General features: G+C 51.9%; 21 protein-coding genes. 14 read left to right on the plus strand and 7 right to left on the minus strand.

Features of this window, described 5'->3' with window-relative positions; genetic code table 11:
• Window positions 1–86 precede the first annotated feature (86 nt).
• A complete protein-coding gene (locus tag D7Z26_RS07400; RefSeq protein WP_120975424.1) occupies window positions 87–1787 on the plus strand; it encodes an extracellular solute-binding protein in 1701 nt (566 codons plus the stop codon).
• A gap of 375 nt (window positions 1788–2162) precedes the next feature.
• Here D7Z26_RS07400 and D7Z26_RS07405 read toward each other — a convergent pair whose 3' ends face one another.
• The gene (locus D7Z26_RS07405) at window positions 2163–2837 is read right to left on the minus strand and encodes a DUF559 domain-containing protein (protein ID WP_120975426.1); all 675 of its coding nucleotides are present in this window, start codon (window positions 2835–2837) and stop codon (window positions 2163–2165) included.
• 437 nt (window positions 2838–3274) lie between these two features.
• Entirely contained in the window at window positions 3275–3763 is a 489-nt protein-coding gene (locus D7Z26_RS07415) for a DUF4362 domain-containing protein (protein WP_120975430.1), read from the minus strand.
• Between the two features lie 247 nt (window positions 3764–4010).
• Here D7Z26_RS07415 and D7Z26_RS07420 point away from each other — a divergent pair, with 247 nt between their 5' ends.
• Both D7Z26_RS07420 and D7Z26_RS07425 read left to right on the plus strand, forming a co-directional pair.
• A complete protein-coding gene (locus D7Z26_RS07420; RefSeq protein ID WP_120975432.1) occupies window positions 4011–4808 on the plus strand; it encodes an SDR family NAD(P)-dependent oxidoreductase in 798 nt (265 codons plus the stop codon).
• Window positions 4805–6004, plus strand: coding sequence for an enolase C-terminal domain-like protein (locus D7Z26_RS07425; protein ID WP_120975434.1), 1200 nt, complete (start codon window positions 4805–4807; stop codon window positions 6002–6004). Before D7Z26_RS07420 ends, D7Z26_RS07425 begins: the two co-directional genes overlap by 4 nt.
• A 364-nt stretch (window positions 6005–6368) precedes the next feature.
• Here the strand turns inward: D7Z26_RS07425 and shc are convergent, their stop codons facing one another.
• Window positions 6369–8273 (minus strand): squalene--hopene cyclase, encoded by a 1905-nt coding sequence (gene shc, locus D7Z26_RS07430; RefSeq protein WP_120975436.1) that lies wholly within the window; start codon window positions 8271–8273, stop codon window positions 6369–6371.
• A gap of 180 nt (window positions 8274–8453) precedes the next feature.
• Between shc and D7Z26_RS07435 the strand changes: the two genes are divergently transcribed.
• From D7Z26_RS07435 to D7Z26_RS07460, 6 genes are all read left to right on the plus strand, one after another.
• A complete protein-coding gene (locus tag D7Z26_RS07435; protein ID WP_120975438.1) occupies window positions 8454–9023 on the plus strand; it encodes a sigma-70 family RNA polymerase sigma factor in 570 nt (189 codons plus the stop codon).
• Window positions 8995–9783 carry a hypothetical protein gene (locus D7Z26_RS07440; protein ID WP_120975440.1) on the plus strand — a complete coding sequence of 263 codons (789 nt, stop codon included), beginning with the start codon at window positions 8995–8997 and terminating at the stop codon, window positions 9781–9783. Before D7Z26_RS07435 ends, D7Z26_RS07440 begins: the two co-directional genes overlap by 29 nt.
• Window positions 9784–9883: 100 nt before the next feature.
• Window positions 9884–12994 carry a hybrid sensor histidine kinase/response regulator gene (locus D7Z26_RS07445; RefSeq protein ID WP_120975442.1) on the plus strand — a complete coding sequence of 1037 codons (3111 nt, stop codon included), beginning with the start codon at window positions 9884–9886 and terminating at the stop codon, window positions 12992–12994.
• Entirely contained in the window at window positions 12991–14121 is a 1131-nt protein-coding gene (locus D7Z26_RS07450) for a response regulator (RefSeq protein WP_158602241.1), read from the plus strand. Before D7Z26_RS07445 ends, D7Z26_RS07450 begins: the two co-directional genes overlap by 4 nt.
• 117 nt (window positions 14122–14238) lie before the next feature.
• Window positions 14239–14553, plus strand: coding sequence for a hypothetical protein (locus D7Z26_RS07455; protein ID WP_120975446.1), 315 nt, complete (start codon window positions 14239–14241; stop codon window positions 14551–14553).
• A 113-nt stretch (window positions 14554–14666) separates the two neighbouring features.
• On the plus strand, window positions 14667–15356 hold the full coding sequence (locus D7Z26_RS07460) for an NAD-dependent epimerase/dehydratase family protein (protein WP_120975448.1): 690 nt from the start codon (window positions 14667–14669) through the stop codon (window positions 15354–15356).
• A gap of 44 nt (window positions 15357–15400) precedes the next feature.
• On the opposite strand, the gene D7Z26_RS07465 is transcribed toward D7Z26_RS07460, so the two are convergent.
• Complete coding sequence (locus tag D7Z26_RS07465) at window positions 15401–16594, minus strand: oxalate decarboxylase family bicupin (RefSeq protein WP_120975450.1); 1194 nt, start codon at window positions 16592–16594, stop codon at window positions 15401–15403.
• An 86-nt stretch (window positions 16595–16680) separates the two neighbouring features.
• A complete protein-coding gene (locus D7Z26_RS07470; protein WP_120975452.1) occupies window positions 16681–17583 on the minus strand; it encodes a LysR family transcriptional regulator in 903 nt (300 codons plus the stop codon).
• A 129-nt stretch (window positions 17584–17712) separates the two neighbouring features.
• Here D7Z26_RS07470 and D7Z26_RS07475 point away from each other — a divergent pair, with 129 nt between their 5' ends.
• Complete coding sequence (locus tag D7Z26_RS07475) at window positions 17713–18384, plus strand: O-methyltransferase (RefSeq protein WP_120975454.1); 672 nt, start codon at window positions 17713–17715, stop codon at window positions 18382–18384.
• 74 nt (window positions 18385–18458) lie between these two features.
• Window positions 18459–19031 (plus strand): TetR/AcrR family transcriptional regulator, encoded by a 573-nt coding sequence (locus tag D7Z26_RS07480; RefSeq protein ID WP_120975456.1) that lies wholly within the window; start codon window positions 18459–18461, stop codon window positions 19029–19031.
• 124 nt (window positions 19032–19155) lie between these two features.
• On the opposite strand, the gene D7Z26_RS07485 is transcribed toward D7Z26_RS07480, so the two are convergent.
• Both D7Z26_RS07485 and D7Z26_RS07490 read right to left on the minus strand, forming a co-directional pair.
• Entirely contained in the window at window positions 19156–19641 is a 486-nt protein-coding gene (locus D7Z26_RS07485; RefSeq protein ID WP_120975458.1) for a DinB family protein, read from the minus strand.
• A 33-nt stretch (window positions 19642–19674) separates the two neighbouring features.
• Window positions 19675–20184 (minus strand): HugZ family pyridoxamine 5'-phosphate oxidase, encoded by a 510-nt coding sequence (locus D7Z26_RS07490; protein WP_120975459.1) that lies wholly within the window; start codon window positions 20182–20184, stop codon window positions 19675–19677.
• Window positions 20185–20465: 281 nt separating this feature from the next.
• Here D7Z26_RS07490 and D7Z26_RS07495 point away from each other — a divergent pair, with 281 nt between their 5' ends.
• The 3 genes from D7Z26_RS07495 to D7Z26_RS07505 all read left to right on the plus strand — a co-directional run bounded on the left by D7Z26_RS07495 (window position 20466) and on the right by D7Z26_RS07505 (window position 24322).
• Window positions 20466–21950, plus strand: a complete 1485-nt coding sequence (locus D7Z26_RS07495; RefSeq protein WP_120975461.1) for an MDR family MFS transporter — start codon at window positions 20466–20468, stop codon at window positions 21948–21950.
• Window positions 21951–22140: 190 nt separating this feature from the next.
• Window positions 22141–23265: an amidohydrolase/deacetylase family metallohydrolase gene (locus D7Z26_RS07500; RefSeq protein WP_120976494.1), complete on the plus strand. Its 1125-nt coding sequence runs from the start codon at window positions 22141–22143 to the stop codon at window positions 23263–23265.
• The gene (locus D7Z26_RS07505) at window positions 23219–24322 is read left to right on the plus strand and encodes a DgaE family pyridoxal phosphate-dependent ammonia lyase (protein ID WP_120975463.1); all 1104 of its coding nucleotides are present in this window, start codon (window positions 23219–23221) and stop codon (window positions 24320–24322) included. The genes D7Z26_RS07500 and D7Z26_RS07505 overlap by 47 nt, the downstream gene beginning before the upstream one ends.

The raw sequence follows: 24322 nt of genomic DNA on the forward strand, positions 1-24322 counted from the left end.
AACTAACAAAGTCATATAGATACCCTCCCCGGCGAGTTGGTAGAGTTACAGATGTAGTGATCTTACACCGTAGGGGGAAAAGAAAGATGAGTACATTCAAGAAACCATGGCTTATGCTCTTGGTCGCGACAGTGATCCTGATTACGGGATGCAGCGGCAAGAATAACGGTAACGACAACGCATCGGGCGCCGCTTCCGGCGAAACAAGCGCGACGGCTTCCGCGTCTACGACCGAATCCGAGGCCGATCTCGCCTTCAAGAACGGTAAATACGATCCGCCGATCGAGATCAGCACGATTATTATGCCGAAGAAATATACGAAAGGCGAGACGCAAAATAACAACGTTCACGATCGTTGGATGCTGGAGCAATTCGGCATCAAATACAAAGATACCTGGTACCCTGCAGGCAGCGATCAATACAAACAGAAGCTTCAGCTGGGAATCGCTTCCGGAGAGAAGCTGCCCGATTTCGTACAGGTACCTACCGATCCCGTACTGACCAACCAACTGATCGAATCCGGACAATTTATCCCGATCGGCGAATTGTTCGATAAATACGCGAACCAAATCTGGAAAGACCATGCTCAGCAGCATCCGGAATTGTGGTATCCCTTCACGCGGGACGGCAAGAAATACAACCTGCCGATTCTGGAATACACAGACAATGACGATACGTTGTTATGGCTGCGCGAAGATTGGATGGAGAAGCTGAATCTTGAGGCTCCCAAGACAATCGCGGATCTCGAAAACATCATGGACAAATTCAAGAACCAAAACCCTGACGGGCTTGCTCCGAAGGATGTATATCCGTTAGCGATTTCTTTGAAAAACAATACGAACACATGGATGGGCGGCCTGGATTGGCTGTTCGGAGCCTATGGTTCGGTTCAGGAGCAATGGAACAAAGACGCCAACGGCAACTTGGAATACGGTTCCATCAATCCGGGAGCCAAACAAGCGCTCGCGAAGTTGCAAGAATGGATGAACAAAGGCTACATTCACCCCGATTCCGCGTTATGGGACGAAGGGAAGTCGGCCGAATTATGGACCAAAGGAAACGCGGGCGTTCTGCCTGGAGCAAACTGGGTTCCGGATTGGCCGGCTCCGGATTTGTTGAAAAACGTAAAAGGGTCGAAGTATAAAGCTTACCCGGTTCCTGCGGGTCCAGATGGACTGATGGGCACAAAATGGCAAAACTCGGGCGTTAACAGCAGCTTCATGATCAATAAGGATGCCAAGCATCCGGAAGCGATTATTCTGTACTACAACTATTTGCTGGATAACCTTGCTAACCCGGCTGTTGGAAGCAAATTCGAATACGGCTTCGCCCAAGGATATGACTGGGATATCATAGACGGTAAACCGACAGGCGATAAAGAAAAGATCAAAGATTTCTTCAATGACTTCCCGTACATTACAGGACCTGCGCGTATTCCGGATCTCTATATGAAATCGCTTGTTAAGCTCGCGGACGGTCAACCGGCGGAAACGCCGTACGAGAAACAACTCGCGGAATTCCGTAAACCGGAAAACTGGTATGCGGCGAAAGTAGTCATGTCGCAATTGGATATCCGCAAGCAGAACTACTTCACAGGTGCGGCGACGCCGACGATGATCGAGAAATGGAGTCTTCTTCGTCAGTCCGAGCTGGAAACGTTCAACAAAATCATTTACGGCAAATTGCCGGTCGATGCTTTCGATACTTTCGTGTCCAACTGGAAGGCGAATGGTGGAGAGCAGATTACGAAGGAAGTAAACGAGTGGTTCCAGTCCGTTACGAAATAATCGAAGCGGAGATGAGGTGCCCGGGGCGCAAGGACGTTAATCGTTCTTTGCTCCCCGGGCGTTTTTTTTTATGCGTTGGGCGATGTAGATATAAGTAGGTTGGTTGGTCGGTCGACACTCGGAGCGATCCGTCATCGGCCGGAAGGCAATACTACCCGCGATGAATGATTTGCGATCGGAAGAATGCAATAAAACGGCTATGGTGCAGTCTTTTTCGTTCAAACCCGATGGCTAGATGGAATCCCTGCAAATGCACAGGAATATTGCGTAATTTCGCTTGAGCTGAGAGTTGGAGTAACGAAAAGATGCTTATTAGCTGGAATGTTGTATTTTTAAGTAGCGGATAGAGGAAAAAGATGTACGATTGCAGGTATTTTACAAATGTTGCATGATGCTCCCGTTAAGCTGGAGTTCATACCGTACGACGTGCTGGCCGGTTGCTCCGGCAATAGCGTCAAACCATCCTTTCGCGCACAGAGACTGAAGCGTTCGAACTGCATAACGGTGGTTAACGCTTAGATGAGTTTCTACATCGATAGGGCGCAAAGGACGAGCTAGCCTGCATGCTAGACGAACGATTTCCCGTTCCAACAAACGGCTTAAACTGACCGGATTAGTTTGCGACTGATAACGGCTAATGACCATCCGCAGTAGTGTGATGCATAGCTCGGGACGGTGAGCGACATCATCGTAAGCAAACGAGATGACTTGGAATCCCATGGCTGCTAGAAAGGTTTCTCTGTTCAGTTCGTTGCAGTACTTTTGCCTGTCCATATCCCGAACGTGGGGGCCAAAGCCTTTGATCTCGATGATCAATTTCACAGTACACTTCAACCAAGCAAAATCGCAAAAGTAGGATAACCCGCGCCAATCGAGAACCTCGAATTCAGGGTGCAATCCATCGAAGTTTCCTAGAAGTGGCCACCATACGTTTTGACAAAAAAGTTTCTCTGCCTCCCGATGCCCCCGATCAAGCCGGCCTTTCCGTTCTCCAGTTCGTTTCTTCAGATGGTTTTGAATAAATACGTCGTGCGCTTGCTCGAAAATCATACCTCTCACCCCTCTAAAATGAAAAAGAACGTCCCGGCTCCATGTTCAAAAAATGGAGAGGGACGTTCTTCGTCTCGTTGACTCTATTATAAAACAAAAACTTTCGAATCATCAATCCCGATCCTGCCGTCTTCATCTTGAATCCTTCTTATTATCGATTAATTTATCGATTGCTAAGCCGACTAAATACCAAAAGCCAATAGCTAATAGAGACGTAGCTAACCTGAAATTGTAATTTACGATATCATCATATCCAAGCAAGGATTTAATGAAAAACTCTATATTGCTTATAAGATTGGCTTTTACTTGATTCGCCCCTTCACCGAATCCACGATTGAAACTCTGGTCTATTATTACTGAAGTTATCGTTAGAATGATTTGGATACTAGGCAAAATAAATTTCAATTTCAGAACTCTACGCATATCTCTCCACCAATCTATTGTTTTTGCGTAACGAATAATAATAAATATTCCTTTTGCTCGGGGTCACTATACCCAATATCGTCATTGCATTTGTTCAATAAAAATTGCGTACCATAGGTTTCCCCGTATAGGCCGGTTCGTGTAGTAATAACCTCACAGTTTGTTGCTTTAACTCCTTTTTCTTGTCCTCCGAACTTGTCCCATGAATTATCGTAAGTGTATTTTATCGACTCCCCGTTAAAGTCTAGATCAATAAATAGGGGATCTCCTTCGTCGGTATAGCGGGCAATACTCAATTGACTCTTAATCCGGTTTTGAAATTTATGATAAAACTCCTCCAATTTCTCGACGCCGGATAAACCTCCAGGACCTGATACGACATACCCCGCTTTTTCAGCTTCGCTAATGGTCAGATCAGAATGACTGGAAACCGAATTAGGCTTAGTTGAATTACATGCGGTCAAAAGAATCATGGCTATCGCAACAACATATATTTTAAGCATTATACATACCTCCGAATTGATTAGCGGCCTCTAAAAATAAAGACGAAATGAGTTGGGAATAGTTGCCGTAGTTATTTGTTTTATTACTCATTGATCCGCTTTCCCGGCTGGCTGGGAGATCAAAACGTAAGATATTGCGTAAAAAAAGCCATACATTTCTGGGAATTCCAACTATTCTTCTGATTAGGGGAGCGCTATCATAGGGTTGAAAAGAAAGGGACGCTGTTCGAGAAACGGAGGTTGCCTAGTGGAAACGAGACGAAAGGCGCTTGTGACGGGCGGTAGCCGAGGAATCGGCCAAGGAATAGCCTTCGAATTGGCCAAAGCCGGGTATGACGTAACGATTGGACATTGGAACGACGACGAAGCCGCCAATGAAACCGCCCGAAAGGTTCGCGAAAATTGGGGAGGCGATTGTTGGATCGTACCCGGCGATCTGACGAAGGCGGAAACGGTAGTAAACACGATGGAAGCGACATTGCGGAAGATGGGCCGAATCGATTTGATGGTTAACAATGCGGGGATTAGCCGGTTTCGCGACATCCGTGAGCTTCCTGTCGAGGAAGTGGACATGCTAGTCAGCTTGAATTTCCGCGCTCCGTTGATGTTCATGAAAGAAGCGTCCAATCACATGATCGAAGCCGGAATCCGCGGCAGCATTCTCAATATTACCTCGTCTAGGGCTGAACGCGCTTACGCCGGAGACGCATTGTACGGAGGATTAAAAGCCGGGCTGAAGCGGGCAAGCGAATCCGCGGCTCTCGATCTCGCGCCTTACGGAATCCGCGTGAATTGCATCGCTCCCGGTGCGATCGAGGTTAGGGGACGTTCGATAACGGACGAGTTCGGGCGCAGAATTCCGCTCGGTCGCAAAGGGCTTCCCGAAGATATCGGTCCGATCGCGGTATGGCTGGCCTCGGATGCGGCGAGTTACGTGACCGGAATCAATTTAAGAGTGGACGGCGGCTTGATACTCCCCGGTATGCCGGAATACGCATGGAACCCGCAAAATAATAAGCGAACGGAAAAGGAGAGAGCGGAATGAACGGAATTACGATTCGCAACGTGAAGACGATTCTAACGGCTCCCGAAGGCATAAATCTGGTCGTAGTGAAAATAGAGACGTCCGAGCCGGGCTTGTACGGTCTCGGATGCGCGACTTTTACCCAGCGGTACTTGGCCGTGGCGACCGCGATCGACGAGTATCTCAAGCCGTTCCTGATTGGCAAAGATCCGCAGCGTATCGAAGATATTTGGCAAACGGCAATGGTCAGCTCCTATTGGAGGAACGGTCCGGTGCTGAACAACGCGATATCCGGTGTCGACATGGCGCTGTGGGATATTAAGGGCAAGCTGGCCGGACAGCCGCTATATCAGCTCTTCGGAGGCAAATGCCGGGAAGGCGTCGCCATTTACCGCCATGCGGACGGTTCCGACCTCGAAGAAATCGAGAACAATGTGAGAGGGTTCATGGAGCAAGGCATTCGTCACGTTCGTTGCCAATGGGGCGGTTACGGCGGAAAGAACGCATTCGTTCCTCCGGAGAATGCGCTTCCCGGCGCCTATTTCCATCCCGATGCTTACGCCAGAAGCGTTCCCCGGATGTTCGATCGCTTGAGGGAGCGACTCGGCTTCGAGATCGAGCTGCTTCACGACGTTCACGAGCGTCTGGCTCCGATCGAAACCGTACGTCTGGCGAAGCAGCTAGAGCCTTATCGTTTGTTTTTCTTGGAGGATCCGCTGGCTCCGGAGCAATTGGATTACTTCCAAATGATTCGATCCCAATGCGCGACGCCGATCGCGATGGGAGAATTATTCGTCCATCCTCAGGAATGGGTGCCCCTTATCCGCAGCGGCCTGATCGATTTCATTCGAGTCCATGTCAGCGCGATCGGAGGAATAACGCCGGCTCGTAAGCTCGCGGCGCTGAGCGAAGCGTTTAGCGTTCGGACCGCTTGGCACGGTCCCGGAGACGTATCTCCCGTAGGCCACGTGGCCAATCTGCATCTGGACTTGAGCGTGCCTAACTTCGGCATTCAGGAATGGTATCACTTAACCGACCGGCTTCGCGAGGTATTCCCGGGCTGTCCGAGCGTTCGGAACGGATATGCGTATATTCAAGAAGCGCCAGGCTTGGGAATCGACATCGACGAGAAGCTTGCCGCCAAATACCCGTGCCGCAACGATTTGCCGGAATGGACATTGGCCAGGCTTCCCGACGGAGGGCCGGGGCGTCCTTAATTCTTGTAGTTATTTTCGCATGAAGGCTAATCTCGAGGCACGAGTTAGGTTTTACCGGACTACACCCGCAACACGACTATTCTTGTGGCAAGTAGTTAGGTTTTACCGGACTGCACCCGCAAAAAAGCTAAACATGTGGGACTTAGTTAGGTTTTACCGGACTGCACCCGCACAAAGGCTAATCTAGTGGCATGCAGTTGGGTTTTACCGGACTAGACCCGCACAACGGCTACTCTTGTGGCACGTAGTTAGGTTTTACCGGACTGCATCCGCACAAAGGCTACTCTTGTGGCACGTAGTTAGGTTTTACCGGACTACACCCGCACAATGACTAATCTCTCGTGGCACTTAAGTCCGCGCCTCACTAGCGCGGGCTTTCATGTTCCCCGTACTTCTTCCTATAGTGACTCAATGCAAGGAGGGGCCAAATATACCGGTAGCTGTGATAATGCGAATAAAAGTTGCCGGGGAGGCCGGCACCGGTCGGATAAGAAGCCGCCCATCCGGTATCGTGCAAGGAAGCAATCAATCTATGAATGCCTTTGTCGATAGCGGCGGACGGCCGAGGATGAACCGCAATGAGCGCGTCCACTGCCCAGGCCGTCTGAGAAGGCGTGCTTTCGCCCAGCGGTACGTATCGGAATAGCCGATCACTGTTGCAGGACTCGCCCCATCCTCCGTCGGTATTTTGTATGCTCAGCAGCCAATCCGTTCCTTTTCGAATCGTTGGATCGTCCGAGTCGATGCCGGCTGCCCTTAAACCCGTTAGCGCTGCCCATGTGCCGTAGATGTAGCAGATTCCCCATCTGCCATACCATGAGCCGTCTCTCTCCTGATGATTCTTCAGCCAATCGGTTCCTCGCTTCATGAACTCGTGCCCCATGCCCAGCCCCGCGAAGTTCCCGAGATACTCCAAGGTGCGACCGGTCAGGTCGGCCTCGGATGGGTCTATGGCAGCGGATTTAGCGCCGTCGATGGCGAGCCAGGTCAGCATTTTATTGTCCGCGTTTTTCTCGAATGCCGGCCAGCCTCCGTCCTTGTTCTGCATGGAAAGCACCCAATTCAACCCGCGGTTCCACGATTCCCGGAAAAGAGGTTCCGTACGGGAAAGGCGACGGATGGCTCGTAATGCCGCGGTTGCGTCGTCTACGTCCGGATTCAGCGTATTCGTGTCCGAGAATCCCCATCCTCCGGGAACGGTGTCGGAATTATGAATGCTCCAATCCGCCTTTTTGTCATGCTGTCTGGCCAGTAAATACGCGGCGGCTTTTCGAATCGCGGGATGATGGTCCGGAACTCCGGCTTCTTGCATCGCGGAGGCGATCAAGGCCGTATCCCATACCGTGGACGTTGAGTTCTGAATCGTTGTTCTGCCAATGGAACGACATTGCATATCGGTTATTCCTTGAACGGCGCGAGTAATGAGCGGGTGATTTTTTTCATAACCGAGGGCAAGCAGCGCGAAAATCATGAGTATCGTGCAACTGGCATAGCTATATAGCGTCCCGTCCGGCTCTATACGCTGCAGTAGGAACTGTTCGGCTTTCGCCTTGGCTGCTTCGCGGAGCTGGCGGGGCGTACCTGTAAGCTTGCTCAACCCGGCTTGTATATGGCCAACCATTTCTTGAACGCCCCGGGATAGCCGATTATCGTAGTCCATGTCATCGCTTGAGAGGTCGTATCGATCAGGAACATGCTCGGTCTTAAGGGAGAAATTCCGATCGGCCATGATCAGCATCGGAATAAGGTGGACTCTTGAATATCCGGAGAATTCGAACACGTTAATCGGGAAAGAAACGGGAAGCAACAGGGCTTCCAACGGAATGGACGCGATGGACATTGGCCATTTGCCATGTCCGGTTGCCGCAAGGATGGCTCTGGTCAGAATGCTCGTTGTTTTTCCGATACCGCCCTTGGATTGAATATAGCTCTTTGCTCGCAGAACGGGTTCATCCGTCATCCGGGTAAACCCGGAGTAGAGCAGGGCATAGTAGGCCTCGACCGAAGCGGACAAGTTACCGCCTTCTTCGTCGCGATACCATTTCCAGCAGCCGTCCGGCTGTTGCTCGGCGAGAATGCGATCATGAAGTTGCCTAATCAAAACCTCGTTCCGCACGTCCAGCGTTCGAAGAAGAATAATGACATAGGCATCCAAAGTCGTCCCGTTCTCGAAACAAAACCGCCAGCTTCCGTCTTGTTTCTGCTGCCGTATGAGGGCCGATAATTGGGAGTGGATCTCCTCTTCTATAAGGCTTTGAAAGTTGCCCATTTCCGTCGTACCTCCGCCTTCATTTTCACCAATATATGAGGGTCGGGTAAAGGAGATGAGGCCAAAAAGAAGAACCGGATTTGTCGGTTCGTCTCTTCGTCGCCTTATCATTTTTTTTCGGTATGCAACAATACGGTACAAATTCGGATATATAGGTTGACGGCGTTAGGAGGTGTTGCGTTGGAAGAATCGATATTGATAGATCGGTTAAAACAAAAACAAGCATCCGCTCTCGAAGAGATCATGGACAAGTATGTCGGCTACGCGAGTACGATCGTCAGGAACGTGATCGGCGATTACATGAAATCGGAAGACGTCGAGGAAGTCGTATCCGATGTCTTTGCCCTACTCTGGCACAACGCGGAACGGATCCGCGAGGAGAGTACGTCGATAAAGTCGTACTTGGCCGCTATCGCCAGGAATCAGGCGCTTAAGAAGCTTAGAAACCATAATCCGCGATTATGCGAGCTTGAAGACGACGTATGGATCGAGTCCGACCTGGGCGAACGGCTGGAACAATCGGAGAAGAAGCGAATGCTGGAATGGGCATTGTCGTTGATGGACGAGTCGGATCGAGAAATCTTCGTTCGGCATTATTTCTTCATGGAGAAAACGGCGGCAATCGCAAATCGGTTGAAGATGAAGGAATCCACGGTGAGAAGCCGGCTTTCGCGCGGACGTTCCTACTTAAGGCAAGTATTAACGGAAGGAGGGTACGCGTTTGAAAATGAAAATATCGGAAATGTTTGAGCAAGCAGGCATCGATACGGACGCGATTCCGTATGAGGAGGATCAAACTGTCGACAAGGAAATAATCCGGAGATTAGTCATGCGCAAGATCGGGAATCCATCCGCGATAACTAGCGACAGTTTCGCCGGATCAAAGAAAATATCCGTGAAAATCGCTCTTGTCGCCGCTGCCGTCGCCGCGACGATGATGTCCGCTTACGCGGTTAACGCGGCAACCGGAGGCAAACTATACGGCGCGATCCTCTTAAATAAAGAGAATAGGCACATTGCCGAACGGCCGAATTATGCTTCCATGCAGGAGGTTTCCAAGGGAGAAGTATCCGAAAGCCCATCCGGTAAGCCGGTCCTAACCAGCAGCATTATTCAGGCCTCTCAGCTTCGAACGCTTAATGCCGGCTCGGTAACGAATATTGCGGTATCGGAAAAGGCGGGCAAGATTACCATACCCGAGCTTTTTACGAACAACGGCGACCTCGTCATTTTCACGAAGGCGGACGGCTCCGGCTGGCGATTAAACAAAGGCGAGCAGTTGTCTATAGGGTTCCGGTTGGATCTGCAAACAAGGAAGAAGTATTCGGATCCAACCGGAGAATGGATGGAGATCGGTTATATCCGCAATGGAGAGTTGGTTAAGGGCTTCGCGAAAAAAGAAAAGGAGTTTTCTTATAAGATCACGGCGGACGAACCGGGAGACTATTATTTTTACGCGGAGAATTATTCAGCAGGCTATATCATCGTATCTTCAGGAACGATTGAATAATCGGAAAACGAACCGACAACGGTTCTTTTTTTTTGTGAAGAAGCCGACCGGATGTATGCTAAAATGAATTCGAATATTTCCACCCGAAGGCGGTGCTCTTTTGCTTACATCACGAAGTCGGCATATCAAGCTTACGGCGTTTGTCGGCTTGGTGCTAGCATTGATCGCGTTAAGTCTGACGATTGCGGGATCTCTTCCGTCGAAAACAAGTCCCCGCGCGGAAAACGGACGATTGGATCTTCGTCAATGGAGCTTTGAACAAGACGGACCCGTCCGCCTCAACGGCAGTTGGTCCATGCATTGGAGCGAGCTTCTGTCAGATAGCGAACAAGCGGTCGCGGGAACCGCGAAGCCGTCGATCGCTGCGGTTCCCGGCGTGTGGACGCATTATGGACTGCCCGGACGGGGTTTCGCGACTTACCGTCTCACCGTCATTACGCAAGAAAATACCGGCAAGCTAGGTTTGCGGATTCCGGCGATCGCTCCGGCCTACTCGGTTCTCGTCGACGGCCGAGTCATTGCGGGGTCGGGGACCGTCGCTTCCGATAGGACAACCGAAAGAGCCGCGTATTTTCCTCAGACCGTGACGTTCGATCCGCCCGGGAAGCAATTCGATCTATACATTCAAGTCTCCAATGAAATCTACCCGCAAGGCGGGATCTGGTATAGTCTGACGCTAGGCACGGAACGATCGATGATCGAGATGAAGGAACGCGCGAGTATCGTGGACATGGCGGTTTTCGGCGGTTGCGCGCTACTGGGCCTCTATCAGATTGCGTTGTTCGCGCAGCGCAGGTCGGATCGTTCCACCCTGTATTTTGGAATATGCTGTCTGTTAGGAGCGATCCGAATCGGCGCGGTAGGCGGAATGTATATCGTTCAACTTTATCCGCATACGGATATCAGGCTTCTTATTTTATTGGAGTATTTGACTTATTACGGCGGAGTCACGGCAGCGTTGCTGTTCGTGCGAGAACTGTATCCGAAGGAGTATCATCCGGTCGCGATCAAGGCGCTCGTAGGGACGGGAATCGCTTTTATCGCAAGCGTGGTACTGCTTCCCACGGAAGTCTACACGCGCTTTATCGATATTTATAAGTACGTCTCGTTAGTGAGCTTGGCTTACATTCTCTTCGGATTTATGTTGGCGCTATGGAGAAGCAGAAGCGGCGCTTGGCTTCAGCTTAGCGGTTGGCTTATTTTCGCGGCGGCGGCTTTTCATGATATTTTGTACAGCGATGGCCGGATAATCTGGATCGATCTTCAACTCGTTCCTTACGGGTTCATCCTTCTCGTGTTTATCGAAGCAATGGAGCTTGCTCGAAGATTTACGAACGCCTTCCGGATAATCGGACGGATGTCGGACGAACTGATCGCCTCGAACCGCATGAAGGACGAATTTCTGGCCAACACCTCTCATGAGCTGAAGACGCCATTGCACGGTATCATGAATCTTTCCTTGGCGCTCGCCGAGGAGAAAGCGGGTCCGCTGAGCGGGCATCAGCGTGAACAATTGGAGGTCGTGGTGTCCGTTGCCAGACGCATGTCGAACCTCATTAACGACATTCTCGACCTGTCCCGTCTGAAAAATAGCGGCATACAATTGCAGCGCAAACCCGTCGACGTTCGGGCCGTCGTCTCCGCCCAGCAAGAGGTATTCCGCCATTATATCGGGGATAAGCCGGTCATTCTACGCTTGGACTGGCCGGATATTCTTCCTTACGCGGATGCCGACGAAAGCCGGCTGCTTCAGATCGTTTACAATCTGATCGGGAACGCGATCAAGTTTACGCCGGAAGGCGAAGTTAAGGTGTCGGCAAGGGCTAGCGGAGGCATGCTCCATCTGTCGGTCGCCGATACGGGAATCGGCATCGAGGCGGGAATGCTGGAGTTGATCTTTCAATCGTTCGAGCAAGTGGGGACGTCCGTCGCCAGGGAGTACGGCGGGGCCGGACTCGGGCTTGGCATCGCCAGAAGGCTGGTCGAACTACACGGGGGAAGGATATCGGTCCAGTCGGAGGTGGGTCAGGGCTCCGTATTTACGTTCACGATTCCGATCAGCGATGCAGATCCTAGGCAAGAAGCGCAGTCGGATTCAAGCGCGGAAGAGGGCGATACGCTCATAAGATTGACGAGCGCTTGGCGGGAAACGGCGGCCACGGCAACCCAATTATCGGATGATCGCCGGAAGCGGAATCAGATGATTCTGGCGGTTGACGACGATCCGGTCAATCTTCGGGTCATTCAGGCCATACTGGCGGACGGGCCTTATGAAATCGTTACCGCTTCAAGCGGGAAGGAAGCCATGGAAATGCTGAACCGATTAGGCAACGCTATCGGACTCGTCATTCTGGACGTGATGATGCCGGGACAATCGGGGTACGAGACATGCCTCCAGATCCGGCAAACGCATGCGTTATCCGAGCTTCCCGTTCTGCTGACCACCGTACGAAGCGATCAAGCGGACGTGATGTACGGTTTCGAAGTGGGGGCGAACGATTACTTGATCAAGCCTTTTCAAGCGTTCGAGTTGCAGGCGCGCGCTCGCACGTTATTGGAAATGAGGAGGTCGGCGGAAGAGGCGGTCCGCTCGGAGCTGGCGTTCTTGCAGGCGCAGATTAAACCCCATTTTCTTTACAACGCCCTGAATACGATTATTTCATTGTCGCTGGACGAACCGCAAACCGCGCATGATCTGTTGCTGCAGCTTAGCCGTTATTTGCGGGGGAGCTTCGACTTTAAGAACAAGGAGAGGCTGGTGCCGTTGCGCAAGGAATTGGAACTGACCGATGCTTACCTCCAGATCGAGCGGGCTAGGTTCGGAGAGAGGCTCCGAGTCCGCTTCGAGGTGGATGAAACCGCGACATGTATGCTCCCACCGTTGACCTTGCAACCGCTCGTCGAGAATGCGGTACGTCACGGAATTACGAAACAGGAAGATGGCGGCACCGTGACGATAACCGTCAACGTGAACGAAGGCTATACTTCGCTATCCGTCGAAGACGACGGCGTGGGTATGCCCGATTGGGCGCGGACGATTTTGTCGAAAGAGTACGAGGGTAAAGGCGGAGTGGGCTTGCGGAACATTCACCAAAGAATGCTGAAGTTATTCGGCGAAGGACTCGAGATTCAAGATGGAAGCGCCGGCGGCACTAAGGTGTCCCTTCGCATATCGCAAAACCCATGGGACGGAAAGGAGGAGCAAGGATGATTCGAGTAGTCGCGGTCGACGACGAGATGCCCGCCCTTCGAAGGGTGGGCAAGCTGTTGGAAGAGTTCGAAGAGGTTCGGGTTTGCGGGTTGTTCGATAAATCCTCGGCCCTGCTCGAGTACGCGTTAACGGAGCCGGAGCAGATCGATCTTGCTTTGCTCGACATGGAAATGCCGACATTGCACGGCTTGGAGCTGGCACGCAAGCTGCGCGAATGCCGACCGGAGATTCAAATCGCGTTCCTGACGGCCCATGAAGAGTTTGCCAAAGACGCCTTCGAAGTAGAGGCGTTGGATTATTTGCTGAAGCCCGTCATGGAGGAGGATCTTGCGCGTACGTTTCGCAGGCTCGCGAAGCGAAGCGGACATGACGTCGCCGACGAATACGAACCTGAACGGGGAATATCGGTTTACGGCTTCGGTCCTTTCTCCGTAACGTCGGACTCGGGGGAACAGATCCGTTTCCGTAACTCGAAATCGAAAGAGCTTCTGGCGTATTTGCACCATCATCGCGGAAACCCGGTCAGCAAGGCGCAGATCATGGAGGATCTCTGGTACGGACGGGACGTGGAACGCACACAGGTCAACCTTCATTCGACGGTATATCAGCTGCGCAAGGATTTGGAAGCTTTCGGGCTGTCCGAGGTGATCGGGCAATCGAAAATCGCCGGAGGCAGCTACAGCCTGGTCTGGTCGCCTGCCTTCGACGACGTCGTTGCTTACGGCAACGAGGAACGGTTATTTCGGCGTACCTCGTCTTTAACGCATGCTTTAAGAGCCGTTCAACTGTATGGAGGAGGTTATTTGGTCGGAAGCGGATACGGTTGGGCGGCTCCTCGGCAGGCGGAGTTGGAGCTAAGCTACACGGGATTGTTGGAAGCGATCGTGGATACGTACGTCCGCCAACGGCGTTACGATATCGCGTTAAATCCGATGCAGAAATGGGCGGAGCTGCTCCCTCTAAGCGGAAGGCTTCATGCCAAGATGATCGCGCTGTTGCTGCTTATGGACAGGGAAGCGGACGCGAAGGCTTACTGCGAGCTTGCAACGGAATTGTTGGATGGCGCGGACGAGCTGGCGGACATCGATTATGCTCGGGTATCGGCCGATCCAAAGGCTTTGTTTTGAATCGCGGCATTCAAACAACTGACATGAAGCGCTTTCTTTTCAGTTTGGCGTAAGTTTTATTTGTTAGGATAGGAGTATCGTGCAAGTTAACTATCTGTCCAGGGAAGAGGATTAAGGATGAACCGGAATAAAACGCGTTGGCTATTAATCGGATTGCAGATTTTCTACTTGTTGTTCGGAGCGGTGTGGTTGTTCATAGCCGGCATGTCGCTCATGATGTTCGACGATTCCAAAGTGTTCCAACAAACGGCGACCTGGCTTATTATTTCGTATATCCTCGCTTATCCGCTCGCGTTGATCGTCGCCTTGATCGCGGGTTGGGTTCTTTTCTCTCGAGGAAAATACAAGGCCGCTCTCCTCTGGAATCTCGTTCCGTTGCTCTGGATCGTAGGCGTGCTGGGATTATACGCGTACGCGGAGTTCTGGTACTAAAAGAGGGAATAGACATTGTCATTGTCCAAATCTATTCCTTCTTGTAGTTAACCGAATGATCGTTTATTATAAGGGGGCAAACATAAGAATTAGTCGAAAGAGAGTGACGATAAATGATTTCGAACCGTTTAGCAGCAGGAAAGAAAATTAGTGTAATCGTGACCGGAGCGACGGGGATGGTGGGAGAGGGCGTCCTTCACGAGTGCCTTCAGCATGCTCAAGTCGAACGGGTGCTCATCGTCAATCGCAAGCCGAGCGGCGTGTCACACCCGAAGCTGACGGAAATCGTGCATGCGGATTTCCAGGATTTGAAACCGATTCGGGAACGGCTTCAAGGGTATGACGCTTGTTTGTATTGTATAGGCACGTCGTCGGTGGGAATGAAGGAAGCGGAGTACAGCCGAGTCGCGCACGAAATCCCGACGCATATGGCCAAGCTGTTGGCCGAACTAAATCCGGGCATGACTTTTTGTTACATTTCTGCAGACGGCGCCGACGTCAGCGAACGCGGCAGGTCGATGTGGGCGAGAGTTCAAGGCAAAACGGAAAACGTGCTAATGGGACTCCCGTTCGAACAGGTGTATATTTTCAGGCCAAGCTACATTCATCCAACCAAAGGGCTGAAAAACGCCCATCGTCTTTATGCTTTCATCTCGTGGTCGTATCCACTCCTGCGCCGACTAATGCCCGGTTACGTTACGACTTTAAGGGAGCTGGGAACGGCGATGATCCATGCGGTTACCCGAGGGTACGAGAAGTCCGTACTGAAGAGCCGGGATTTCGCCAAGCTCGCCAAGTCTTGAGGGTACGCGCTGCAATTCTGCTGTCCATGTAACGGACTACGACTTTACTTCGGGCAGTAAGAAAAGCCGGGATATTTGACGACTGGCCATTTCTCCTTCCTCAACGCATCCAGAAGTTCCGGTCCGACGTTCAGATTATCCCGAACGAGGTCTCTCGGAGTGAGCGCCATCCATTGATTCAAGGAGACGTCCGCGAACCGGTCGCTTTTGAACATTTCCAGAAACCATAGCGTTTCCGTTCCCGTGTTCTGTACGTAATGGCCGAAGGCGAAAGGCACGTAACCGACGTCGCCGGCCCTGTAATCGAACGTTCGCGCTACGCCGTTGCCGGCGAATACGGTCATGCGGCCATGGCCGGTCAAGTAATATTGCCATTCGTCGTTGTTCGGATGCCAATGCAGCTCCCTCATCGCGCCGGGCTCGATCTCGACGAGCGCGGCTGCGATCGTTTTCGCGATCGGGAAATTGGAGGAATCCGCGATGCGCACGCTTCCTCCCGGGGTCCTTAGGGGAGTCTGCGCGAGCAAACGATGCTTGAACGATAGAGGAATCGCGCCGTAAGGGGACTGAACGGCCTGGCTCTCCAACGTTCCCGGCACTTGGTCTTGGAAAATGTATACCTGATCCGACGGAATAACGTCGAAGGCGCTCATCGGTACGCCGAAGTTGGCGGAGAGAACATCCTTCGGCGTATGGGCGAACCAATCGGATATCGAGAGGGTATTTAAGTCGGAGAAGTGGCCGTCGTCGAAGACGAGAAGGAACTCGCAGCCTCCGGCCAGTCCTTGTATAGAGTGGGGGAGTCCCGCCGGAAAATACCACAGATCGCCGGGCCCGACGTCCGCGATGAAGTTGCGCCCGTTCTGGTCGACGGAAGTAATGCGCGCGTTTCCCCAGATCATGTAAGCCCACTCCGCTTGCTGATGCCAGTGAAGCTCCCGGACGCCGCCCGGCGTCAGGCTCATATTGACGCCCGCGAGCGTCGTGGCGATCGGAAGGTCGCGTACGGTAATTTCTCTGGACCATCCCCCATGATTAAGCTTCATATGCGTATCCGAGAAAGACATTTTCAGATTGGGCAGCAAGCCGGAGTCCGTGACGGGAGGAACTAGCATGTTCGGATTTTCCGCGTCTCTCATAATGTCTCGGGGGCCGAAATCCGGCGCCCCTTGGCCTAGGCTATTTATCGGCTGCGGCACGATAAAAGGCTTTCCTTCGCTCGGGTTTGGATTTTTCATCGCTATCGCTTCCCTCCATCTATCGGGCTTTGATCCGAATAGGCCTTCATATCAAGTTTATGAGAGATGGCTTGGCTAATATGAGATTAGGGCACTCTGACGTACGGATTACGACGAATCATCTCGATGAGATTCGCCGCCGCGGCGGACGGAGGTTCGTCCGCCCGCGTGCAGATGGCGATCGAGTTCATCAATTGAATGTCTTCCGCGTACACCCGGCATAAGCGACCGCGTTCTACGTATTCGCGAACGACCAAGGAAGAAACGAAGCTAGCGCCGTATCCGGCGACGACGGCCGTTATCGCTTCGTGCAGGCCGGTGAACTGAAGCGCGATACGGGGAGCCGGACAACTATAGGTTCGGCATAAGGCGAGCAATCTTTCTCTCGTCGAGCTGCCTTCCTCGCGCATGACGAACGGCTCATTCATGAGCTCGTTCAAGGTTACGGTTGCGTTCGCGTAACGATGATTCGGCGCGACGACGAACCAGAGCTCGTCCTGGAACAGTTCCTCGGTCCTTACCGAATCCGGGTAAGTCTCGGGCAAGCCGCCGTAGATCGCAACATCGACATCGACGTTCAGAAGCTGCTTCAAAGCATCGCTTGAATTGGTCGTATTGATCGTGAGCTCCACCTGATCATGCTTCTGCTTAAATTGCGCGATCCAGAAGGGGATAAGGAAGTTGGCGGGCAAGTAGGTCGCGGCAAGCCGGATATGACCTCTCTCGCCATGGGAGTAGTCTTGGCAGAACTGCTCGATATGCTGTTCGACGGCGAATAAACGCTTGGAGAGCATGGCCAATTTCTCCCCGGCATCCGTTAACGCGACGCCGCGGCCTTGGGGCTTGATCAACGAGAGAGATAACTCTTTCTCGAACCGTTTAATCTGGGCCGTAATGGCCGGTTGGCTGATCTTCAGCATTTCAGACGCTCCCGTCACGCTACCCACGGATGCGATCGTATGGAATAGGCGCAAAGCATGCAGGTTCATTTTCGTCACGCTCCTTCGTTCTTATCATACATTTATTATATGGGTATTCTTAAAAGATATATTATTAATATGATTTTACCCCGAATATAATGAGGATGAAAGAACACACGAAGGGAGTTGCTGGAGATTATGAGCCACTTGGAAACCTGGCATCAAGTAGATCGGTATATCGAGGAGAAGTTGATTCCTCGCGACGACGTGCTAGAAGAGGTACTGGCTTCGAATCGGAAAGAAGGCCTGCCGGCGATCGACGTTTCTCCGAGTCAAGGCAAAATGTTGCACTTATTCGCTCGGATGCAGGGGGCCGGAAGGATTCTGGAAATCGGCACGCTGGGCGGATACAGCACGATCTGGTTGGCTAGAGCATTGCCTGCGGACGGCCGTCTCGTCTCATTGGAACTTAGCCCGATTCATGCCAAGGTCGCTAGAGACAACGTTGCCCGAGCGGGTCTCGAATCCATCGTGGAAATTCGCGTAGGAAATGCCCTGGAGCAACTAGCGCGATTGGAGGATGAGCACGAGGGGCCATTCGATCTCGTCTTTATCGACGCGGACAAACCGAACAACCCGAATTACTTGCGGTGGGCGCTCCGGTTCTCTCGTCCGGGTACGGTGATCATCGGCGACAACGTGATTCGCGACGGGGAAGTCGTGAATTCGGATAACCCCGATCCTCGCGTTGTAGGTACTCGGCAGTTTTTCGATCTGTTGGCGGAGCAACCGAACGTTACCGCGACCGCTATTCAGACGGTAGGGAGCAAAGGATACGACGGGTTCGTTATCGGAATCGTGAACGGGTGACCCTTCCGGGGCGACCGTTTAACGTGGTAGGGCAGTCTGTTGATTTTAATTAATCGTTCGTTTATCCTAAACGCATGAGACATAAAGACGAGAATAAAAGCGAAGCCATTTTTCAAGCTACGGTCGAATTGTTGAACGAAATCGGATTTTCCGACATCTCCATGTCCAAAATCGCCAAACGTGCAAGCGTGTCATCGGCGACGATCTACGTGTACTTCGAGAACAAGGAAGATATGCTTGGCAAGCTTTACGTGAAGGTCAAGCATCGGCTTAGCCGATCTATCATTAACGGATTCGATTCATCGCTGTCCACGAAAGCCGCATGCGAGCTGTTCATGAGGAATACGCTGAAGTTCATGCTTGATAACAAACAAGAATTCCTGTTTCTCGAGCAGTTTTCTACCTCGCCGCTTATTTCGAAGCTGAAACTGGAGGATACGTCCCCTCTGTTCGAGCCCTTGTACGCATTCATCGAGAAGGGCAAGCGCGACGGGGAACTTAAACAGATCGGCATGTTAATCTTGCTCTCTTATTGTTACTTCCCGATCGCTCAATTGGCTCTTGCGCATTTCAAAGGCCAAGCCGAGGCAAACGAGGAGCACTTGGGGCAGATCATTCGAATGAGTTGGGATGCCATAAGAGCGTAGATGTAAACGGAGGGGCAGCTCGATAAGTCGAGAGATAAATAAGAAAAATACCATCCTGTTGGTCAATGGAGCTTTGAGCAGCCATTGAACCAAGGATGGTTTTTCTTATTTCCGGATAAAGCGATTAATGCGTTTGAGCCGGTTCTTCGTTAGACGGCGTGCGGTCGGGCGCATTTTTCTGGATTAACGATATTTGTCCGACATGGATGCCGGTATGGTACATAAGCCGTCCGACGGCTTCTAGCGGCGTCGTTACGCCCATCGGAGAGTCGATCGGCACGTTCCATTTTTCTTCGGGGAGATCTTGCATCGCCTGAACAAGATGAGCGTTCGAAGCATCCAGAAACGTGATCAGTTCGTCAAGATCGACGAAATCCGTTTTGGCGCCGGCGGCTCCTCTTCCCGTATGGATCGCGAGGCCCTGGGGCATTTTCTTGCCGAAAAACCAATTGGCGAACATGTACTCGACTTCCCCGTTGTGGCGAAGCATGTTGCCGATCGATGCGCTGCCTAGCTGCAGCTTCAAATCGGCTTCGGGCAAATTACGGACGGTCTTGTGAAAACGTTCTTGAATCGCGCGCCAGATCGGCAAAACGGTAGTAATCGTCATGTTTAGATCTACTCCTTCGTCTATTAATTCGAATTATGACGGGTTGGCGGGTTTATGACCGTCTCTTGCGACGTGATCGAACCTATCGCCGGCCAAGTCGATATCGAATGCCTGGCCGAAGCCCGCGACGTATCGGCCTTCGCGCGCGGTGAGCTCGAACAGCGAGAAATCAAGGCCGCGGAGCATGCCGATCATGCCTTTGCCGAACGAAAGCTCGAATTGTTCGAATACTTCCTCGTACCCTTCGTTGCCTACGTTAACAGCCGTGCAGACGAAGCGCGCGCGCTGGCGGGCGAACAGATTGGCGGACTGGGACTCGTCCTCGATGAGCATCGCATCGACGGTAGGATGGTTCTCGATGTGCCGGAAATGATGGGCTATGCGGCTTATGTACACGTACAATTTGCCATCGCGCTTCACGAATGGCGCGTAGGAGATGAACGGTTGCCCGTCTCCGTCCACGGTGCTTAACATAATCGTTTTCAGGCTTGCTGCGAACGTTAAGTATTGCAGCTTGATCTTTTCCTTATCCAATTGCTTCATTAGGGATCCCTCGACTTTTCTTTAGAATTTGAATTCGGGGGGAAGTGCTGCCCGGAGTGTTTTCAACGGTGTAATCCCCTAATTATTGATAATGATTATCATTGATAACAAATCTCATTATATTGATATCGATTCTCATTATCAATATATTTCTTTAGAAAATAAGCAAGAAAAATAAAATGATAGGATTGGACTTTACTCGCTCGTTTAATGATTGCTAATTTTATCCAGTGAGGTTACAATCTCACTGAATAAATCGTATTCGAGGGAGGCTTTATCGCATGTCCACATCGGCAGTCGATTCGGAATTCAAACCGGCTTCGTCGTTAAGAGAACTTATCGCACCATTAATTGCCATCATCGTAGGCATATTCATGGTTATTCTGGACACGACCGCGGTCAACGTCGCATTACCCGTACTCGGGAAAGATTTTCACCGCTCTTTGTCGGTCGTTCAATGGACGATTACGGGTTATGCTCTTGCGCAGGCGGCGGTAATTCCGCTCGCGGGCTGGATGTCCGACCGATTCGGAGCGAAACGGGTTTTTATCTTGTCGCTCGTCCTGTTCACGTTTGGCTCTATCCTGTGCGCGTTCGCGACGACGGCGGAACAGCTTATCGCGTTCCGGGTCGTTCAAGGATTAGGCGGCGGCATGGTCGTTCCGATCGCTTTCGCCATAACCTATCGGCTTAGTCCTCCCGAGAAGGCGGGAAGCATCATGGGCTTGATGGGCATACCTATCTTGCTTGCTCCCGCGCTTGGCCCGATCATCTCCGGATATTTGGTAGACTACGTAAGCTGGGAATGGATTTTTCTAATCAACGTTCCTATCGGCATCATCGGATTTATATTGTGCGTATTGAAGCTTCCTCGATTTCCGAGAAAAACATCAGCCGCGCTCGATTTCTGGGGAATCATTCTTGGACCGCTTGCGTTCGCGGGATTATCCTACGGCATCAGCGAAGGCGGAAATAGCTGGACTTCGACCAAGACGCTGATCGGTCTGATTGGAGGAGCGGTCGCGTTATTGCTGTTCGTGGCCGTGGAATTGACTCGGAAAAAGGAACCTTTGCTTGAGCTTAGGGTATTCAAGTCATCCCTCTTCGCGCGCGGCATCGTCGTTCAGTGGGTTCTTCAATTCGTTATGTTCGGAATTATTTTCATGATTCCTTATTTCATGCAACGTTTAATGGGAATGAGTGCGTTCCACGCGGGCATATGGACATTGCCTCAGGCGCTCGCTGCCGGGTTGTTCATGCCGATCGGAGGCCGTCTATACGATAAAATCGGCGCGCGCCCCCTCGTCATCACGGGGCTTACGATCGTGACCGTCGGAGCTTTCCTAATCTCTCGGATCGATGCAACGGACAGCGCATGGGCGTTTCTGTTTCCTCGCGTGTTGCTCGGCATGGGAATGGGAATGTCCTTCTTACCGTTGAATACTTACTTGATTCAATCCGCTCCGAGTAACTTGGTGAGCAGAGTTACTTCGTTGACGAGCGCGGCCCAACAAGTCGTTACTTCTTTCGCGATCGCCGGGTTGACGACGATTATCGCGAACAGGACTTTGACCCATGTTACGGAAGGCTTAAAACCCGAACCGGACGCGATGGCGCATGCGTTTCAAGATACTTACCGAATTCTTGCGGTTATCGCGGTCGTCGGACTTGCGCTGGGTTTGACGCTCCGCAAGCTGAAAAAGATAGGCGGGGATGCAGGCCAGCATGAAGTTCAAGCTAAAGGCGAAGGAGCCATGCTCGGATAAGCGCGAAGTAAAATAAGTTTAACCGCACCGGAACCCGGCGCGGTTTTTCTTTGTGCGTTATTGTACTCTATTAAACATTATAATGTTTATTGACGGGTAACGATTTTGGATGTACCTTAACGTTATAACGTTATAACTTAATGTAGCATGCCTATTAAACCAAGTGATAAGGACCGAAGGTGAGTATACGATGTCAGAACGGTTAGTTTTTCGTGAAGCTACGCTTACTAGCGGCGAGATGATCGACATCGCAATTGAAGACGGGGTTATCGTCGAAGTGACGGCGGCGGGTCAAGCCGCAGGCGACCGTACGATGGACTGTTCCGGATTGTACGTATCCAGCGGATGGATCGATCTTCATGTCCACGCGTTTCCCGATTTCGATCCTTACGGGGATGACATCGACGAGATCGGCGTGAAGCAAGGCGTCGCCACGATCGTCGACGCCGGCAGTTGCGGCGCGGACCGTATCGGCGACCTGGCGGCTAGACGCGAGAAGGCGACGACGACCGTCTTCGCGTTATTGAACGTCTCCAAGATCGGTTTGCTTCGAGTCGACGAGTTATCCGACTTAACCTGGCTCGATAGGGAATATGCTTTGCGGGCCGTTCAAGGCAATCCGGATTTTATCGTGGGGTGGAAGGCAAGAATGAGCGGAAGCGTCGTGCTGGATAACGGCATCGAACCTTTGCGAATCGCGAAGAAGTTGTCCGAAGCAACCGACTTGCCGTTAATGGTACATATCGGCTCCGCACCGCCGCGTATCGAGGATATCCTCCCCTTGTTGGATAAGGAAGATGTCGTGACGCACTATTTGAACGGGAAGAGCAATCATCTATTCGACGCTAACGGTTGTCCGATACCTGAATTAACGTCAGCGATCGAAAGAGGCGTTCTGCTGGATGTCGGACACGGAACCGCAAGCTTCTCCTTTAAAGTGGCGGAGGCGGCGAAACGAAGCGGCGTCCGGTTCGATACGATCAGCTCGGATATTTATCGCGGGAACCGGTTATATGGTCCCGTGCGCAGCTTAGCCCACGTCATGTCGAAATTTCTGCTCCTGGGCTACCCGTTAAGCGAAGTGATCGACGCGGTGACGGTACGAGCGGCCGAATGGCTGAAGAAGCCGGAGCTCGGACGAATTCAAGTCGGCGACAAGGCGAATCTGACCTTATTCGCGTTAAACGACCAAAGCATGACGTTCGTCGATTCCGAAGGCGACAAACGAATCGGCAATCATCAAATCGAAGCAAAAGGGGTTTATGTCAATGGGCGGTTCGTTAAATGCGAAATACGGTTTGAAACGCGTCATTAACGCCAGCGGACGAATGAGCATTCTCGGGGTTTCCGCGCCTACCGACACGGTCATGGAAGCGATGAAGCAAGGCGGACAAAGCTACGTGGAAATCGCCGATCTCGTCGATAAGGCGGGGGATCATATCGCGGGAATACTGGGCTCGGAGGCCGCGGTCGTCGTCAATTCCGCGTCGAGCGGTATCGCGCTGTCCGTCGCGGGCATCGTGACGCAGGGGAACCTTCGTCTAAGCGAGCGTCTGCATCAGGAGCCGATCTTGAAGAACGAAATCCTTATTCTGAAAGGACATAACGTCCAATACGGAGCTCCGATCGAAACGATGGTGTTCTTGGGCGGCGGCAAACTCGTCGAAGTCGGCTATGCGAACGAAGGAAAGGCCGTGCACATCGAGGACGCGATCGGTGACCGCACGGCCGCGATTCTGTACGTTAAGTCGCACCATGCGGTGCAAAAAAACATGATTTCCGTCGAAGAAACTTGGGAGGTCGCCCGTCGCAATAACGTGCCCCTCATCGTGGATGCCGCGGCGGAAGAAGATATCCGGAAATACGTTAAGTTCTCGGATCTCGCGATTTACAGCGGATCCAAAGCGATCGAAGGTCCGACGTCGGGCATCGTCGGAGGTAAACGCGCATACGTCGAGATGGTCAAAGTCCAATTACGCGGCATCGGCCGCAGCATGAAAGTCGGCAAAGAAACGACGTTCGGGCTCCTTCGCGCGCTCGACGAATATCTCGATAAACCGGATAACAGCGAGCGAGAGATGTCGTCCTTGCAAAAACTCATGCCGCTGAACGAACAACCGGGCGTCCAGGTAACGATTGTGCAAGACGAAGCGGGACGGGCGATCTATCGCGCGCGAATTCACATCGATCCCGATCAATCGGGAACGAGCGCCAAAGAGGTCGCGGTTGATCTGCAAAACGGCGACATCGCCATATATACGCGCGATTACGGCGTGAAGCAAGGCTATTTCGATATCGATCCTCGTCCGTTGCAAGGAGATGATATCGAAGTTATCGCGGCAAGAATTCGCAAGCTTACGGGAGGCAATTAA

Origin of the sequence: Cohnella endophytica, assembly GCF_003628305.1 — a bacterium.
Classification (GTDB): domain Bacteria; phylum Bacillota; class Bacilli; order Paenibacillales; family Paenibacillaceae; genus Cohnella; species Cohnella endophytica.

What these genes read in the sequence shown, in the direction of transcription:
- D7Z26_RS07500 (WP_120976494.1), top strand. Translation starts at nt 22,141, where the DNA reads ATGTCAGAACGGTTAGTTTTTCGTGAAGCTACGCTTACTAGCGGCGAG.
- D7Z26_RS07455 (WP_120975446.1), top strand. Translation starts at nt 14,239, where the DNA reads ATGAACCGGAATAAAACGCGTTGGCTATTAATCGGATTGCAGATTTTC.
- D7Z26_RS07470 (WP_120975452.1), bottom strand. Translation starts at nt 17,583, where the DNA reads ATGAACCTGCATGCTTTGCGCCTATTCCATACGATCGCATCCGTGGGT.
- D7Z26_RS07480 (WP_120975456.1), top strand. Translation starts at nt 18,459, where the DNA reads ATGAGACATAAAGACGAGAATAAAAGCGAAGCCATTTTTCAAGCTACG.
- D7Z26_RS07485 (WP_120975458.1), bottom strand. Translation starts at nt 19,641, where the DNA reads ATGACGATTACTACCGTTTTGCCGATCTGGCGCGCGATTCAAGAACGT.
- D7Z26_RS07475 (WP_120975454.1), top strand. Translation starts at nt 17,713, where the DNA reads ATGAGCCACTTGGAAACCTGGCATCAAGTAGATCGGTATATCGAGGAG.
- D7Z26_RS07425 (WP_120975434.1), top strand. Translation starts at nt 4,805, where the DNA reads ATGAACGGAATTACGATTCGCAACGTGAAGACGATTCTAACGGCTCCC.
- D7Z26_RS07460 (WP_120975448.1), top strand. Translation starts at nt 14,667, where the DNA reads ATGATTTCGAACCGTTTAGCAGCAGGAAAGAAAATTAGTGTAATCGTG.
- D7Z26_RS07450 (WP_158602241.1), top strand. Translation starts at nt 12,991, where the DNA reads ATGATTCGAGTAGTCGCGGTCGACGACGAGATGCCCGCCCTTCGAAGG.
- D7Z26_RS07405 (WP_120975426.1), bottom strand. Translation starts at nt 2,837, where the DNA reads ATGATTTTCGAGCAAGCGCACGACGTATTTATTCAAAACCATCTGAAG.
- D7Z26_RS07490 (WP_120975459.1), bottom strand. Translation starts at nt 20,184, where the DNA reads ATGAAGCAATTGGATAAGGAAAAGATCAAGCTGCAATACTTAACGTTC.
- D7Z26_RS07495 (WP_120975461.1), top strand. Translation starts at nt 20,466, where the DNA reads ATGTCCACATCGGCAGTCGATTCGGAATTCAAACCGGCTTCGTCGTTA.
- shc (WP_120975436.1), bottom strand. Translation starts at nt 8,273, where the DNA reads ATGGGCAACTTTCAAAGCCTTATAGAAGAGGAGATCCACTCCCAATTA.
- D7Z26_RS07415 (WP_120975430.1), bottom strand. Translation starts at nt 3,763, where the DNA reads ATGCTTAAAATATATGTTGTTGCGATAGCCATGATTCTTTTGACCGCA.
- D7Z26_RS07465 (WP_120975450.1), bottom strand. Translation starts at nt 16,594, where the DNA reads ATGAAAAATCCAAACCCGAGCGAAGGAAAGCCTTTTATCGTGCCGCAG.
- D7Z26_RS07400 (WP_120975424.1), top strand. Translation starts at nt 87, where the DNA reads ATGAGTACATTCAAGAAACCATGGCTTATGCTCTTGGTCGCGACAGTG.
- D7Z26_RS07505 (WP_120975463.1), top strand. Translation starts at nt 23,219, where the DNA reads ATGGGCGGTTCGTTAAATGCGAAATACGGTTTGAAACGCGTCATTAAC.